Source organism: Nostoc sp. JL23 (assembly GCF_017115065.1).
Lineage (GTDB): Bacteria > Cyanobacteriota > Cyanobacteriia > Cyanobacteriales > Nostocaceae > Nostoc > Nostoc punctiforme_A.
The window spans coordinates 58,817-75,733 of the sequence record NZ_JABXKN010000033.1; the positions used below are offsets into that span (position 1 = coordinate 58,817).

At 45.2% G+C, this 16,917-nt stretch carries 11 protein-coding genes; 9 read left to right on the forward strand and 2 right to left on the reverse strand.

Annotated elements, in window-relative coordinates; genetic code table 11:
* The first annotated feature begins 941 nt into the window (after positions 1 to 941).
* Complete coding sequence (locus tag HWQ42_RS05165; RefSeq protein WP_292809911.1) at positions 942 to 2,849, forward strand: adenylate/guanylate cyclase domain-containing protein; 1,908 nt, start codon at positions 942 to 944, stop codon at positions 2,847 to 2,849.
* A gap of 91 nt (positions 2,850 to 2,940) precedes the next feature.
* Here the strand turns inward: HWQ42_RS05165 and speY are convergent, their stop codons facing one another.
* A complete protein-coding gene (gene speY / locus HWQ42_RS05170) occupies positions 2,941 to 4,116 on the reverse strand; it encodes a deoxyhypusine synthase (RefSeq protein WP_292809914.1) in 1,176 nt (391 codons plus the stop codon).
* Between the two features lie 1,490 nt (positions 4,117 to 5,606).
* Here speY and HWQ42_RS05175 point away from each other — a divergent pair.
* The 4 genes from HWQ42_RS05175 (at position 5,607) to HWQ42_RS05190 (ending at position 12,584) form a co-directional block, all read left to right on the forward strand.
* A complete protein-coding gene (locus HWQ42_RS05175) occupies positions 5,607 to 7,868 on the forward strand; it encodes a family 2 encapsulin nanocompartment cargo protein terpene cyclase (RefSeq protein ID WP_292809916.1) in 2,262 nt (753 codons plus the stop codon).
* A 97-nt stretch (positions 7,869 to 7,965) separates the two neighbouring features.
* A complete protein-coding gene (locus HWQ42_RS05180; protein WP_292809918.1) occupies positions 7,966 to 9,372 on the forward strand; it encodes a family 2B encapsulin nanocompartment shell protein in 1,407 nt (468 codons plus the stop codon).
* Between the two features lie 168 nt (positions 9,373 to 9,540).
* Complete coding sequence (locus HWQ42_RS05185) at positions 9,541 to 10,947, forward strand: family 2B encapsulin nanocompartment shell protein (RefSeq protein WP_292809920.1); 1,407 nt, start codon at positions 9,541 to 9,543, stop codon at positions 10,945 to 10,947.
* 83 nt (positions 10,948 to 11,030) lie between these two features.
* Positions 11,031 to 12,584 (forward strand): NAD(P)H-hydrate dehydratase, encoded by a 1,554-nt coding sequence (locus HWQ42_RS05190; RefSeq protein WP_292809922.1) that lies wholly within the window; start codon positions 11,031 to 11,033, stop codon positions 12,582 to 12,584.
* A gap of 53 nt (positions 12,585 to 12,637) precedes the next feature.
* Here HWQ42_RS05190 and larC read toward each other — a convergent pair whose 3' ends face one another.
* Positions 12,638 to 13,924 carry a nickel pincer cofactor biosynthesis protein LarC gene (gene larC, locus HWQ42_RS05195; protein ID WP_292809924.1) on the reverse strand — a complete coding sequence of 429 codons (1,287 nt, stop codon included), beginning with the start codon at positions 13,922 to 13,924 and terminating at the stop codon, positions 12,638 to 12,640.
* A gap of 151 nt (positions 13,925 to 14,075) precedes the next feature.
* On the opposite strand from larC, the gene HWQ42_RS05200 reads away from it, so the two are divergent.
* From HWQ42_RS05200 to HWQ42_RS05215, 4 genes are all read left to right on the forward strand, one after another.
* The gene (locus HWQ42_RS05200; protein ID WP_292809926.1) at positions 14,076 to 14,735 is read left to right on the forward strand and encodes an L-threonylcarbamoyladenylate synthase; all 660 of its coding nucleotides are present in this window, start codon (positions 14,076 to 14,078) and stop codon (positions 14,733 to 14,735) included.
* Between the two features lie 405 nt (positions 14,736 to 15,140).
* Entirely contained in the window at positions 15,141 to 16,361 is a 1,221-nt protein-coding gene (locus HWQ42_RS05205; RefSeq protein WP_292731405.1) for a HetZ-related protein, read from the forward strand.
* 30 nt (positions 16,362 to 16,391) lie between these two features.
* Positions 16,392 to 16,613, forward strand: a complete 222-nt coding sequence (locus tag HWQ42_RS05210) for an addiction module protein (protein WP_292809928.1) — start codon at positions 16,392 to 16,394, stop codon at positions 16,611 to 16,613.
* Complete coding sequence (locus HWQ42_RS05215) at positions 16,571 to 16,906, forward strand: type II toxin-antitoxin system RelE/ParE family toxin (protein ID WP_292809930.1); 336 nt, start codon at positions 16,571 to 16,573, stop codon at positions 16,904 to 16,906. The genes HWQ42_RS05210 and HWQ42_RS05215 overlap by 43 nt, the downstream gene beginning before the upstream one ends.
* Positions 16,907 to 16,917 lie beyond the last annotated feature (11 nt).

A 16,917-nucleotide genomic window follows, 5' to 3' on the forward strand; every position in this document is an offset into this window, starting at 1 on the left:
CATTGATGGAATTGAAGAATAAGAGAGTGGCGGGATTTTCCTACAGATTCGCTACTCTCTTACAAAGTGACGGGTTTCAAATTTCCTAGTGGCGATCGCACTATCTTGAAAGTTCATTTTTCAAGATAGCGAAACTAATAAAAGGTGTTTCCAGCAATATTTAGTTGCAATATTAATCTAATTCGCCCTTTTGTAAAATACCACATAGGATTAAAATTAAATATGAAGGCAACTGTTAAGTATAAGCTGAGTCAAACATCAATCTTATATTAAACTGTCAATCCTCCAAAAGAAGTATATTATAAATATTAATCAAGCTTATTTAGTTTAAATTAATGGGTAAGCAAGTTTGTAGTAAGGACTAAAGTACTTACCCTTCTACTAACGGAGATGCTGTGCGAATGGGTTTGTTAGTCGCTCCTAGGAAACTCCCTTCTCTACGAGATGCTATGCGAACGTGAAGCGTCTCGTAGAGAAAACCACACTGACTCACTACAAACCCTCTTGCATTAGCTTGACAAAGTACTAGTACAGCATGACGGAAATCTAGCTACTATCTCAATTAACCAGATAAGTTACTCTGAACAACTTGTTAAAGGTTGGCAAGCTTCCGCCACAGCGAATTAGTAGTTTTTACTCAACAATACTCGATTGATGTGAAAAAATAGCATTTAGTAAAAAAACTGAGTAATAGTAACTTATGCAGATTTTGGACAAATAGGCTTATATTAATCAAACATTTACAAGAATAGCTAAAATAATCATTGGTTGTACTTAATTATTAAATCGTCTATATATATATTATCGGTGAACAGCAGGAGAATAAATTAATAGTCCTAATTGAAGATGTTACCAATAGGTTTATTTTAAAGCAAAAATTAGCACAGCAAGCAAAAAAAGCGAATCTGCTATCAAGTACTTTAATCTCATACAGAAATTACATGGAACAAGTAATTACTTCAATGGCAGATGCTTTGTTAGTAACCAATAATTCAGGAAAAATCAAAAAAGTAAATCGTGCTGCTCAACAATTATTTGGTTTTCAGGAAGAAGAATTAATAAATCAACCAATATCACTAATTATTGATGACAATCAGATTTTAATTAAAGCTATTTATCAGCATTCTTCTTTAAAACGTAATTCACAAAATCTAGAAGTAGTTTGTCGAACGAAAACTAGAGAAAAACTGTTGATTGCTTTTTCTTGCTCAGTGATTCCAAAAAAAACAGAAGGGCTAGAAGATATTGTCTATATTGGTCGGGATATTACTGCTTGGCAACGCCGGGAACAGCGTACAAGTGCCCAGTATTCTATTACTCGGATATTATCAGAATCACAGAGCATCAAACAGGCGATTCCGCAAATTTTGCAGTCGATTTGTCAAAACTTGGGATGGGATTTAGGCGAACTTTGGACACCAAGCCAATATATTGGCACTTCGGTACAAGGAGATAGTCTCAATGCAGTACTAAGGTGTGTGGAAATTTGGTCAAGTCGATTAGTTTCTGTCCGAGAATTTAAAGCAATCACCTGGCAAACTACTTATACACCTAGTGTTGGCTTACCTGGTAGAATTTGGATCAGACGTTTGCCTTTGTGGATTAAAGATATCACAGTAGATGGAGATCAAAGGCGATCGCTACCTGCTGTGGAGGCTGGATTACACGCAGCTTTTGGCTTCCCCATTTTAGACGATAGTGAAATCTTAGGAGTGATGGTTTTCTTTAATCGGGAGTTACTACCAAAAGATAAAGACCTATTGCAAATGATGGGTTCTATTGGTAGCCAAATTGCTCAATTTATCAAACGCAAACAAGCAGAAAATGCTCTTGTAGAAAGTGAAGAACGATATCGAGATTTATTTGAAAATGCTAATGACTTGATTCAATCTGTCAACCCATCTGGTCGTTTTTTGTATGTCAATCGTGCATGGCGAGAAACTTTGGGATATAGCGAAGCTGAAATTGCGAATATGAGTATTTTCGATATTATACATCCAGAGTTTAAACAAAGCTGCTTGCAAAGATTTTATCGCGTGCTATCAGGAGAAAAGCTTGGGCAAGTAACAGCTATATTCGTCACTAAAGACGGTCAAACAATATTTCTAGAAGGTAATATTAATTGTAAATTTGTTGAAGGTCATCCAGTTGCGATTCGCGGCATTTTTCGCAATGTAACCCAGCGAATAGCAGCAGAAGAAGCACTTCGTAATCAGCAGAAAGAAACCGAACGTTTATTGCTGAATATTTTACCAAGTGCAATCTCTAAAGAACTCAAAGAACAACCAGCTAGCATTACTGAAGACTTTACTGATGTCACAGTTTTATTTGTAGATATCGTCGGCTTTGCAGAAATTGCTACTTCTATGAGTGCAATTCAACTAGTGAACTTACTCAACTCAATTTTCTCAGCTTTTGATCGCCTCATCGAACAACATGGTTTAGAGAGAATCAAGGCCATTAACGATGCTTATATGGTAGTTGGCGGCTTATCCACACGCCGCCCAGATCATGCTCAAGCGATCGCTCTGATGGCACTGGATATGCAAACTGCGATCGCTCTATTTAATACTGAGAATAACCAAAATTTCGGCATCCGTATCGGCATTCATAGCGGTTCGGTAGTGGGGGGAGTAATTGATCCGAATAAGTTTACTTATGAACCCTGGAAAGACACACTAAACATCGCTAGCTGTATGGAATCCCAAGGTATTGCTGGTAAAATCCAAGTTACAGAAAATACTTATAAGTACTTATGTGATGAATTTCTATTTGAAAAACAAGATGAAATTGAAGTTAAAAGCAAAGGGAAGATGACAACTTATTTGTTGATTGGACGGAAGGAATGAGGGGCATTGGGCATTGGGCATTGGGCATTGGTTATTCCCCTTACCTCCTCTGCCCCCCTGCTTCCTCTGCCCCCCTGCCCCTGCCTATTCCCTAGTGAGAATTCGGAATCATCCGACCACAGGGATAAGTCGCTGTTGGCTGTGAAGCATTTTCAGCAACTGCTGCTGGAACCTGATCTGATGGTTGGGTTTTGGCTGCTAGATAGTCTTTTTGCAGTTTATCTAAAATGGCTTCTCGCCTGTCGTATATACGTTTCAGGGGACGAGGTTGGCATTTGTTAAGAACATACGCTGTCACTAGTGGTAAAGCGATCGTGCTATCGGTATAACAAACGATTGTATTAGGTAACTCCTCCGGGTCAATCTTACCCCAACTGACGGCTTCCGATGGGGTTGCTCCAGACAAACCGCCTGTATCTGGACGCGCATCGGTAAACTGCACAAAGTAATCGTGTCCTCGTTCTTCTAATCCCAAAACCTCGTGAAGTTGCGGTTGAGTTTGTAGCAAAAAGTTCTTAGGGCTACCACCACCAAGAATTACAGCCGCACTTTTACCTCCTGATTCACGGGCATTATATGCGATCGCTGCTGTCTCATTCACGTCAATTGATGGATCTATCACCAACTGCGAACCTTCCAATGCTAAAGCCGCCACATTCATCCCAATTGAGCTATCTCCAGGAGAAGACGTATAAATCGGTACGCCATATTCATAAGCTGTAGCTAGCAAGCAGGAATGCTGCACACCCAATTGCTTTTCTACTTCTCGGACATATTTACCTAGTAAATGGTGAAATTCAGCCGTTCCCATCCGCTTTTGAAACGCTTCTCCTTGGAGAATCTTGCGGATGAACGCATCAGTTTCTAGCAGCACATCGTAACCAAAGATAATGTCATAAATGCGGATCGTGCCTTCTTGGCGCAGTTTCACATCATCCAAAAATGGATTACCAGCGAAGAGTTCAAAACCCAAACCATAGTGCATATCGTGGTAAAGATTTGCACCAGTGCTAATCATCCAGTCAATAAAACCGTTGCGAATTAAGGGTGCAAGCGCTGAAACCCCAAATCCTGCTGGCGTCATCGCACCGGAAAGGCTAACTCCCACCGTGACACCTTCCGTTAGTACATCGCGACTCAGTAGTTGGCAGATTTCCCGCAACCGCGCTGAATTGTAAGCGGTGAAGTATTGATCGATCAAATCCACCACATTGATATCATTTGATATCGGTGTGGGTGCAATTTTTTGACCCAGCTGTTTAGACATTTTGGCACTCCCGAGCAGTAAACACGCCGAATCTAATGGTATCTAGCTTTCAGCCAAAGTGACAGCAATACTTTTTTACTACTAGCTTGAACCCTAAACTTTCAGTTACCCTGAAAAAGCAAGTGAGGAGTAGGAGAAGAAAACTTTTTCAGCCCTTTTGGGATTTTCCGATGATTAGCTGTCTTAAAACCGAATGGCACTAAGAAAAAATACAGCCCTTACTCTGACTGGTTCCCTGCCTCTAGGCAGGGAACCCATTCTGGGAGGCTCCGCCTCCAGTAGCTTGACAAGAGGCAGAAGCCCACTTTAAATATATTCCCAGCCTGGAGGCTGGGAACAAGACAACACAAGCCTTTGGGCTTTTCTTCGTGCTATTCGTCTTAAAACCTTATAAGCATTTCACAGGCATATTAGTCACATTTCAAATAAAAAATATCCAATTATTTATTGTGAGCTACTTCTAGAAAGCGGGCTTTCCGGCCCACTCTCTAAATAGTAGTATTTTATTTTTTGGAAATCGCTAATACCAATTTTAAAAAAGAATACAAAGGTTTTTGCGTCAGTTTTTTCTCTACCTTTGTGAACGTGAGAAAACTAAATTTCATGTTTTCTCGCAATATGTCCTACCGTGTATACACAAGTCTAAAATAACTGATAAATTACGGTTTTACCCACCCTAACCCTCCCCGTATGTATTGGGGAGGGAACTAGATTTTCTGGTTTCCCTTCTTTCCAAGGGGGGTAATTCGACTTCTGTATACACCGTAGCAATATATCGGGGGATTAAGTGGGGTAATTCGACTTGTGTGTACACCGTAGCTAAGACATCAGGGAGGGTGCGCAGGATACGCAAATATTTTTGAATTGCTATAAGCCACAAATGCTTATCCTGATGTGGTTTCAGGTGAACGCGTAATTTTCCGGTTTTGGCACGGTGATGGCTTAATGGACATTACTTGCAAAAATTAATAATTAGTAATTATTCTTTAATAACTATCTTAAATCTTTTAACTATCTGCTTAACTGTCTTAACTGTCTCCTAATTCTTCAATTTTTGATTTAACTATCTGCTTAACTGTCTTAACTGTCTTAACTGTCTTAACTGTCTCCTAATTCTTCAATTTTTGATTTAACTATCTGCTTAACGGCTTTAATGTACGGATTGCTTTTTATTTACAACTATGAAAAATTATGAGAACACGACGATCCAGTATTAAAAATTTATCTGCCAACATCGGAAATAAGTAATGACTTAAACAGCTTTTTCAAATGCTTGATCTTTCGCTATGGGAAACTTCAAACAAAACATACATAACTCATTCTTTAGATTAGGAGCATCTTAATATTATCGCCTTGAAACGAGCCACCACAAGCAAACCAGATGTGGGGATCTAGCTGGGTAGTGATGATACTTGTGAACTGCAACGATGCTCAGATCGTCCACGAAACAAAGATAGCAAGAAGACCCCAGAGGAGGTTTAGCGCAGATCATGCAACCCTTTGAACTGCCAGAATTTTACACGCCTTGGCCCGCACGGCTGAACCCAAACCTGGAAGCGGCACGAGTCCATTCCAAAGCATGGGCCTACGAGATGGGGATACTTGGCTCAGAAGAGGAAGCGCAAACCTCGGTTATCTGGGATGAACATACATTTGACTCCCACGATTACGCCTTGCTTTGCTCTTATACTCATCCAGATGCGCCGGGAGCGGAGCTTGACCTAATAACCGACTGGTATGTTTGGGTGTTCTTTTTCGACGATCACTTCCTGGAAATCTATAAGCGCACCCAAGACATGGCTGGGGCAAAGGAGTATCTTGACCGATTGCCAGCGTTTATGCCAGTGCATCCCACTGATACCCCTTCGGTTCCGACTAACCCAGTAGAGCGCGGCTTGGCTGACCTGTGGTCTCGCACCGCCTTTACTAAATCTGTGGACTGGCGACTTCGATTCTTCGAGAGTACCAAGAACCTCCTAGAAGAGTCTCTGTGGGAACTCGCCAATATCAACCAAGATCGAGTCGCCAACCCCATCGAATACATCGAGATGCGCCGTAAGGTTGGCGGCGCTCCGTGGTCAGCGGATCTCGTCGAACACGCCGTGTTTATAGAGATTCCGGCCGAAATCGCCTCGACTCGACCAATGCGTATCCTCAAAGACACATTTGCCGATGGAGTGCATCTTCGCAACGACTTATTCTCCTACCAGAGAGAAGTGGAAGATGAAGGTGAGAACGCCAACTGCGTGCTGGTCTTGGAACGCTTTTTAAATGTCAGTACTCAAGAGGCGGCTAACCTTACCAACGAACTCTTAACTTCGCGGTTATACCAGTTTGATAACACTGCCGTTACTGAGTTGCCTCCCCTGTTTGAAGAGTACGGACTAGACCCAGTGGCTCGTGTGAATGTTCTCCTTTACATCAAAGGACTCCAGGACTGGCAATCGGGCGGTCACGAGTGGCACATGCGATCGAGCCGTTACATGAACAAGGGAGGAGACAATTCTTCGACATCCACACTTCTGGGAGGCCCCACAGGGCTAGGCACATCGGCTGCGCGGATTGAATCGTTATACGCCGCCTTGGGTTTGGGAAGGTTCAAAAGCTTTACTCACGTTCCATACCAGGCTGTTGGGCCAGTAACACTGCCGAAGTTTTACATGCCCTTCACTACAAGCTTGAATCCCCATCTGAATGCTGCGCGGAAGCATTCCAAGGAATGGGCGCGCGAGATGGGGATGCTGGAATCACTACCTGGGATTCCTGATGCCGTCATCTGGGATGACCACAAGTTTGATGTTGCCGACGTAGCCCTTTGCGGTGCATTGATCCATCCGAATGGGTCTGGCCCTGAGCTGAATCTGACAGCGTGCTGGCTTGTTTGGGGAACCTATGCCGATGATTACTTCCCGGCACTCTACGGGAATAACCGCAACATGGCTGGTGCGAAAGTGTTCAACGCCCGACTGTCGGCGTTTATGCCTCTGGATGACTCCACCCCCAGCGAGGTTCCGACCAATCCGGTGGAAGCAGGCTTGGCAGATATTTGGTCTCGCACAGCTGGCCCGATGTCCGCAAATGCTCGGCGTGAGTTCCGCCGTGCAATCCAGGATATGACTGACAGCTGGGTGTGGGAACTCGCCAACCAGATCCAAAATCGGATTCCCGAACCGATAGATTATATTGAGATGCGCCGTAAGACCTTTGGCTCGGATCTGACCATGAGTCTGTCGCGACTAGCTCAGGGCAACGAGATCCCGCAGGAGATTTACCGTACCCGAACGATGCGATCGCTCGATAATTCCGCCGCCGACTTCGCCTGTTTTACAAATGATATCTTCTCCTATCAGAAAGAAATCGAATTCGAGGGTGAAATCCATAACTGCGTGCTGGTCGTTCAGAATTTCCTCAATTGCGATTTGCCGCAGGCCGTTGAAGTTGTCAATAACCTGATGACCTCTAGGGCGCTCCAGTTTCAACACATCGTCGCCACCGAACTGCCAGCCCTTTTCGATGATTTCGAGTTGGATGCAAGTACCCGCGAGAAACTGCTCGGATACGTCAAGAAATTAGAGCAGTGGATGTGTGGCGTACTCAAGTGGCATATAACGGTAGACCGCTATAAGGAATTTGAATTGCGTAATTCGTTAGCAGGGCGGCTACTTAGCGGCCCCAGAGGGCTGGGTACTTCAGCTAGACGTATTGGCTCGTCGATCGGTCAGGGGAGTCTCAAGTCATTACTCGGTCAATGAAGTTAGGTTTTCTTGTCGGTGAGTTAATTCAAGGCCAGTATGCGATCGCGTAAGTGAGATCGGTTTTTTTAGTAACTAAAAAGTGGAGGATTAAGTTGTGACGTATTCTAACGACCCCAATTTGGTAGAAGATCAGCAGCCCCATTTAACTTTAAGTACAGCAGCGGCGCGTAATTTGGCAACAACAGCCAAATCTGCACCGCAAACCCAGGAAATTACATCGCGGTGGTTATTGAAGTTATTGCCGTGGGTGCAGACAAAAGGTGGCGCTTATCGAGTCAACCGTCGGTTGAGTTATTCCGTCGGTGATGGGCGGGTGACTTTCACCAATACTGGAGCAACGGTGCAGGTGATTCCCCTAGAACTTACTGAGTTGCCCTTGCTGCGAGGGTTTAACAACCTTGACGTATTGATCGGGTTAGCAAACCAGTTTGTTCAGCAGGAGTACGCTCCAGATGATGTAATCGTTGAACTTGGCCAGCCTGCCGATCGCGTGATTCTGATTGCTCGTGGCAAGGTAAACAAGATTGGTGTTGGCAAGTATGGCGAGCAGATCGTGTTCGATGTGCTAGCTGACGGCGATCATTTCGGCGATGAAACTGTGGTGCAGTCCGAGGATACTTGGCAGTACACCCTCAAGGCGATTACCAGAACCATCGTTTTGTCACTGCCCCAAGCGGCATTTGAGAGGGCGATCGCTCAGTCTGAGGCGTTAGGAACCCATGTTGAACAGTTTCGTACCCGCCTGAACCAGCCACAGACTCCCCAAGGTGAAGCTGCCATTGAGCTAGCAGCCGATCATCCCCAAGAGGCTGATCTGCCGGGAACCTTCGCCGATTACGAACTCACACCCAGAGAATATGAGTTGAGCATTGCTCAAACAGTGTTGCGAGTAAGTACGCGGGTAGCCGATCTGTACAATGAACCGTACAACCAAACAGAAGAACAACTGCGTCTGACTATTGAGGCATTGCGGGAACGTCAAGAACACGAGTTGCTCAACAACCGCGAATTCGGGTTGCTGCACAACGCCGACCTCAAACAGCGTATTTACAGCAGTAGTGGCGCACCTACTCCCGATGACTTGGACGAGCTGTTGGCGACGGTATGGAAGGAGCCGGGATTCTTCCTGGCTCACCCCCGCACGATCGCTGCCTTCGGTCGTGAAGCCAACCGCCTGGGTCTCTATCCACAAAGCGTAGATGTGAACGGCGTTCAGGTCACATCTTGGCGCGGCGTACCTATCTTTCCTTCCAATAAGATCCCCATCACCAATAACCGCACCAGTTCTATCCTTTTGCTCCGCACTGGTGTAGAAAAACAAGGGGTGATCGGCTTACATCAAACTGGTATCCCCGATGAATACCAACCCAGCTTGTCTGTTCGATTCATGGGCATCAGCGAAAAGGCGATCATTTCCTACCTCGTCACCGCCTACTACTCGGCAGCCGTCCTCACTCCTGACGCACTTGGCATCCTCGAAGATGTTGAAATCGGACGCTAAATATCAGGGGTGCTGAGTATTGAGTGCTGAGTGCTGAGTGTTGAGTAAGTAAAAATTAGGACTGACTGTTGATACCCTGCAAGAAAGTAGGCGGTCTTTTAACTCAGCACTTTGAACTCAGCACTCAGCACTGAATGGCACTTTTATTAGTAACTAGAGGATCGGTTGATGACGGATTTTATTGAATCAAATTTAAATGTTGAGAGTGGACAACCTCAACTGAGTTTGAGTAAAGATGCTGCGCGTAATTTGTCCACGACCACCAAATCTGCACCGCAGACGCAGGAAATTACCTCGCGGTGGTTGTTGAAGATGTTGCCGTGGGTGGAGACGAAGGGTGGGACTTATCGGCTGAACCGTCGGTTGACCTATACCGTGGGTGATGGGCGGTTGAGTTTCTCCAACACCGGAGCCGAGGTGCAGGTGATTCCCCAGGAACTTGGTGAGTTGCCCTTGCTGCGAGGGTTTGAAGATACCGAGGTGCTGAGGGCGTTGGCAAGTCGGTTTGTTCAGCAGGAGTTCGCGCCTGGTGATATCATAGTCCAGTCAGGTCAGCCAGCCAATCAGCTTTTCTTAATCGCACATGGCAAGGTAAACAAGATTGGTATTGGCAAGTATGACGAGCAGCCTCTATTGGATATGCTAGCTGACGGTGATTATTTTGGCGATCGCGTGTTGGTGGATTCAGAAAGCAATTGGAAGTTCACAGTCCAAGCTGTGACCCGATGCACCGTATTAGTGCTACCACAACAGGCATTTCGGGAACTGCTCAACCAGTCGCAGACGTTGCAGGCTCAACTTGAGCAGTTTAGGACTCGCGCAGAACTTCCACAAAACAAGTATGGAGAAGCTGCGATCGCGTTGTCAACCAGTCATAGCACAGAGACGACATTACCGGGAACATTTGTTGACTACGAACTTTCACCCCGCGAATATCAGTTAAGCATTGCTCAGACTATGTTGCGAGTAAGTACTCGCGTTGCGGATCTGTACAATCAACCATACAACCAGACGGAAGAACAATTGCGGCTGACGATTGAGGCATTACGGGAACGTCAAGAATACGAGTTGATCAACAACCGCGAATTTGGATTGTTGCACAACGCCGACCTCAAACAGCGCATCTACACCCGCAGTGGTCCCCCCACTCCCGATGACCTTGATGAATTAGTCACCCGTCGGCGGAAGTCGAGGTTCTTCCTGGCTCATCCCCGGACTATTGCAGCCTTCGGTCGCCAGTGCAACCGTCGAGGCATCTATCCAGACACCATCGACATGGATGGGAGCAAAATAATCACGTGGCGCAATGTACCGATTTTTCCCTGTAACAAGATCCCGATTACCAAGAACCAGACCAGTTCTATCCTTATACTCCGCACTGGTGAGAAAGATCAGGGTGTGATTGGCTTACATCAAACTGGTATCCCAGACGAATACCAACCCAGTTTGTCTGTCCGATTCATGGGCATCAGCGAAAAGGCCATTATCTCCTACCTCGTCACTGCCTACTACTCCGCAGCTGTCCTCATCCCTGATGCACTCGGCATCCTTGAAGATGTGGAAATCGGGTTGTAAATTTTTTGAGTGGAATATGAGTCAATTTTGGTAGTGTCAAAATAAGAGTTAATACGAAACTCATAACTCACCACTCAAGACTGATGCAAGATAGGCAAGAACAAATTTCGCAAGTGGTAGTGACTGCTGGGCAGATGCACGATATTGAAAAGCGGATCTTTGCAGTGGGAATGCCTGTAGTTGCTTTGATGGAAAAGGTGGCGGGATTAATTGCTCGTCGCATTCCAGAGATTCCTGCAAACACCCCTTTGTTAAGGGAATCTCGTGTGGGAATTCTTGTCGGTCCCGGTCATAATGGTGGCGATGCTTTAGTCGTAGCCCGTGAATTATACTTTCGCGGATATGAAGTTTGGATTTATTCTCCTTTTTCTAAGCTTAAAGAATTAACTTCGCAGCACTTGCAATATGCCCAGAGTTTGGGCATTCCAATTTATCAAACAATTGAACAACTGCCAGATTCTGATTTGTTGATTGATGGCTTGTTTGGGTTTGGTTTAGAAAGAAACCTGACCGATCCCATTGCCTCTGCAATTAATCAGCTAAATGAATTATCTATACCGATTTATAGTATCGATTTACCTTCAGGTTTACACACCGACACAGGCGAAGTATTGGGAACTGCCATTCGCGCCACTCACACATTTTGCTTAGGTTTATGGAAACTCGCTTTCTTCCAAGATCGAGCGTTGGAATACCTTGGTAAAGCTGAGTTAATCGATTTTGATATTCCTTTAGCTGATGTAGAAGCTGTTCTCAAAGATGAACCTAAAATTAAACGGATTACCCCAGTAAAGGCACTTGCTACTTTACCTTTACCCCGTCCAGCAGTTACTCACAAATACAAAGAAGGACATTTACTGCTGATTTGCGGTTCGCGGCGCTATGCAGGTGGGGCAATTTTAACTGGTTTGGGTGCTAGGGCTAGTGGTGTAGGAATGCTTTCGATTGCCGTACCCGAATCCCTAAAACCTCTTTTGGTGTCACACTTGCCAGAAGCGCTAATTGTCGGTTGCCCAGAGACGGAAAGTGGAGCGATCGCCCACCTAAAATTACCAGAAAACACCGATCTGAGTTCCTTCAATGCGATCGCTTGTGGCCCCGGTTTAACACGAGATGCTACGCCTATTGTCCAAGAAGCGATCAACAGCGAACGCCCTTTGCTTCTCGATGCCGATGGTTTAAATATCTTGGCACAAATGGGAGCGATCGCCACATTAAAAAAACGCCAAGCAGTAACCGTACTCACGCCCCACACTGGCGAATTTGAGCGATTGTTTCCTGATGTCGCCGATGCCAAACACGACAGAGTGAAAGCAGTACAAGAAGCAGCCGCACAAAGTGAGGCGATAGTGTTGTTGAAAGGGGCAAGAACTGTGATCGCAAATCCTCAAGGTGCTGTTTGGATTGTTCCTGAAAGCACACCCGCCTTGGCGCGTGGCGGTAGCGGCGACGTGTTAACTGGGCTACTGGGTGGATTGTTAGCGCAAGCAACAACTAAACAGATTCCCCTAGAAGATATTGTGGCAACTGCCGCTTGGTGGCATTCCCAAGCAGGTATTTTAGCAGCCCAAGAGCGTACCGAATTAGGTGTAGATGCGTTTACATTGACACAATATTTGATGAAAGCTCTAACTTAGTCAAATTCCTCGTTCCCAGTCTCCGACTGGGAACGAGGAATGAGGAATTGGGATCAGGTATTGACTAAATACCAATGCTGTAGAGCCAACCGCTGAATTTCGCGCCAGGGAATATTATGCTTTCGAGCTAAGTCTGCACAATCTTCATATTCTGGCTGCACATTTGCAATAACTTTTTCTGGTGATTGCCCTTTCCATGCTATCTTGACACGCACTTTGCCATATTCCGTTTCCACTTCTTGAATTTCCCGTTGTAAAATGGCGCGTTGCTGAGTTGTTCGCCGAATGCCTAAAGTTGTAGTTTCGCGGAATATGACGGCTTCACAACTGAGTAAATTTTCTGGATGACAAATCACAGTTAGCAAAATTCCCGGACGGGACTTTTTCATACCGATCGCTTGGGTAAAAACATCCAGCGCACCAGCCGCAAACAACGCCTCAAACGCATAGCCAATCGCTTGTGGACTTAAATCATCAATTTGGGTTTCTAATACCGAAATGGTTTCCAAATTTGAGCTAGTTTCTTCATAATCACTGAAATTTGACTGTAAACTTGTGCTTTCACCCAACCAGAGACGTAAAATATTGGGAATGGGTAAATTTATGGTTCCTGCTCCCAATCCTATCTGCTTGATAGCGATCGCAGGTGGTGAACCAAAATCTCTTGCCAAAGTAGTGGCGATCGCGGCTCCTGTTGGTGTTACTAATTCTCTGTCAATGCGATTACTATAAACTGGACAACCCCGCATTTCCCACAGCTTTAATACCGCTGGGACTGGTACTGCCATCTGACCATGTGCAGCCCGAACAGTGCCGCCACCAGTCGGAAACGCCGAGCAGTAAAGTAGGGGCAATCCTTCCTGATTGCTCTCAATCCCCAACCAATCCAACCCCAGGCAAGTACCCACAATATCTACGATCGCATCTATAGCACCCACCTCATGAAAATGAACTTTTTCAGCCGAAATGCCATGCACCGCCCCTTCTGCCACCGCTAGCTGCCGAAATACCGCCAAACTCCAAGCTTCTGCCCGTGATGGCAACCCCGCTTTGAGAATCATCTGCTCTATTTCTGGCAAGTGGCGTGTGTGATGGTGATTGTGTTCGCCATCGTGGTGATGGTGGTGATGGCGATCGTGTACTAAATCCACATGGACTTTAGTCGCCTGTTGACCATTCCGTTGGACAAGTTCTGCCCTTAACTGATATTCCTGTTCAATACCCAACCCATTAAGTTTTTCAATTAAATACTCCACAGGAACACCCAAACTTACTAAAGCACCCAGGCACATATCACCAGAAATTCCTGTCGGACATTGAAGATAAGCGATTTTATTCATAATAAATTTGTCATTAGTCATTAGTCATTAGTCATGGGGCATGGGGCATGGGGCATTGGGCATTGGTTATTCTCCTCTGCTTTCCCTGCTCCCCCTGCCCCCTGCCCCCTGCTCCCTTACTCCCCAATCCCCACTCCCCACTAACCGAGTTATGGCAAAAATTTTCCCAGTTCATCCGGATAATCCTCAAACTCGCCGAATAGAGGAAATAAAGTCGGCGCTCTCTAGTGGCGCAGTCATGCTTTACCCTACTGATACAGTCTATGCGATCGGTTGTGATTTGAATGCCAAGTCGGCGGTAGAACGAGTGCGGCAAATTAAACAGCTAGCAAACGATAAACCATTGACATTTTTATGTCCCTCGCTTTCAAATGTGGCAACTTATGCCTTCGTAAGTGACACAGCTTATCGGATTATGAAACGCCTGATTCCAGGGCCATACACGTTTTTGCTCCCAGCTACGAAGTTAGTACCGCGATTGGTGCAAAGCCCCAAGCGGAAAACTACTGGAATTAGAGTACCAAACCATACTGTATGTTTGGAGTTGCTGGCAGCATTGGGCAATCCGATTATTTCAACTTCAGCACATCTGCCACCAGATGAAGCAGATAATGGCATAGTTCGGATAGATCCAGAAATGATTCAGTCGCGGGTAGAGCTATTTGATCGTTTGGACAAGTTGGTAGACATAATTGTAGACACTGGTGAGGAACCTACTTATGAAGTATCTACCATCCTGGATATGACTGGAGAGGAAGCAGCAATTATACGGAGGGGTTTAGGTTGGGAAACAGCAGCCGCATGGGTATAAGAATTCCACTTCACAGGCGCACCTTTCCGTTTCGGAAATTGTGATAAAAATAACTCCAGTTTTAAAATTGTCATATTTAAAAGCGATGTCTAGGATGGGCTGTTTGGTGAAACAGTGGATATAAGAGGATGGGGGCAAAACTTGGCACAGTAAGGTATTTGACAACTTTAAGAAAATGGCAGGTACTCGTGTGCCAGCGTTAATATGGTGGCTTGTGAAGAAAACCGACACATTGCCAGAACTGTAACTCTTTCGTATTTCCTATAGTTTTGATATATGAGCTTTAGATGTGAGCATTATATACGGCAAGTCTTGATGGATGAATGCCTAAAGATTCACAAGCCTTGGACGGTCTTGATTGCTGTGTCTGCGTTGTAATTACGGTGCAATACTACTGGAAAAGTCATGAAAGCTAACGTCGTCAATCTACCAAACTCTACACCCATTTTTGAGAACCACGTTTCAACTGAAGAATTTTCAGATAGCAGCAGCGATCGCTTGATTCAATTGCTGTCTGAGGAAATGCAAGCGCAAGTGAAAGCAACACCCAAGTGTGTAGAAGCTTTAGCAAAGCGCATAGCCGTAGAAGTAGAACGCATTTGCGATAAAAGCTCCCGCATTCAAACATCTGGGGAAATCAAGTCCTGGCAGATGACGTTGGGAAGGCATCGGATGCAAAAGTGCTTACGTTACTACCAACTAGGCTCCAAACAAGGGCGGGTGGAATTACATAGCAATTTGGGTGCTATGGTTTACCGTCATGTAACTATGTCCGGCTCTGAGTTGGGCTTTGATGCTCGTTACAGCCTGATTGAAGATTTTTTACAAGCATTTTACATCGAAGCGATTAAAGCTTTCCGTAGAGAAAACGAACTACCAGAGAATCACACGCCGCGCACTCAGCTGCAATTGGCTGAATACATGGCTTTTACAGAACAGTATGCCAAACGCCGAATCAATTTACCTGGTGGTGCAAATCAGCAATTGATTATCTTGCGCGCCCAAGGTTTTGCTCGTCGTCAGCCTCAAGAAACTACCGTAGATATTGAAATGGCGGTAGAGTCTGCTAAGGGTGAAGAAGCAGAATCTTACCAGCGTAACTCGGCGGTGCAACAGCTGCGATCGCAAATGATTGCCCAAACTAATTTCGATCCATCTGAAGAATCAGAACGCGATCGCGTCATCACTGAATTGATGAAATACCTGGAGTCTCAAGGTCAATCTGATTGTATGAACTACCTCAGCTTGAAACTTCAAGACCTTTCAGCCCCAGAAATTGACCAAATTCTCGGTTTAACCAGCCGTCAGCGCGATTATCTCCAACAGCGCTTTAAATACCACGTAGAAAAGTTTGCTAAGCAACACCACTGGCAATTAGTACATCAATGGTTAGGCGCGGGTTTAGAGCAAAAGTTGGGTTTATCTTCCCAGCAGTGGGAAATCTTTGTAAATCAACTCACAGAACAACAACAGCAAATATTACAGTTAAAAACTGCACGGGAAAACGACGTTGCGATCGCCAAAGCCATCAAATGCACCCCCAAACAGCTGCAAAAGCGCTGGACTCAACTTTTAGAAATAGCATGGTCTATCCGCAACGGTCATACTGAAGCCCAGACAGGCTAAAATAAAGGTGAATAAAATATAGAGAAGACCATGAACCCAGTATTTCCCGAACTCTCTAGTCTTTCGAGAGCGGAAAAACTTCAACTGGTAGAAGACTTATGGGATGAAATTGCCGCTACACCAGCAGCACTCCCAGTTTTAGATTGGCAGAAACAAGAGCTAGCCCGTCGCAAAGCCGAATATCTGCAAAATCCACCTATTGGCAACAGTTGGGAAGATGTAAAAGCCAGAATCTATCAACGGCATGGCTAGAGAAGTTAACTATCCTTATAGCCGCAGAACTAGATATTATCGAAGCTTATGACTGGTATGAGGAGCGGGAATTTGGGTTAGGCGCTGAGTTCCTACGATGTATTGATGCCTGCCTGAATTTAATTCAGCGTCACCCCAACACATACCAGATTGTTCATGAAACCTATCGCCGCGCTACAATTAGGCGTTTTCCCTACGTCGTTTTTTACGAGTTTAATGAACAGGAGATTATTATCTACGCTGTTTTCCACTGTTCCCAAGACCCAGAAAAATGGGGGAGTCGCTTGCAATAGTTGCTCTTTGA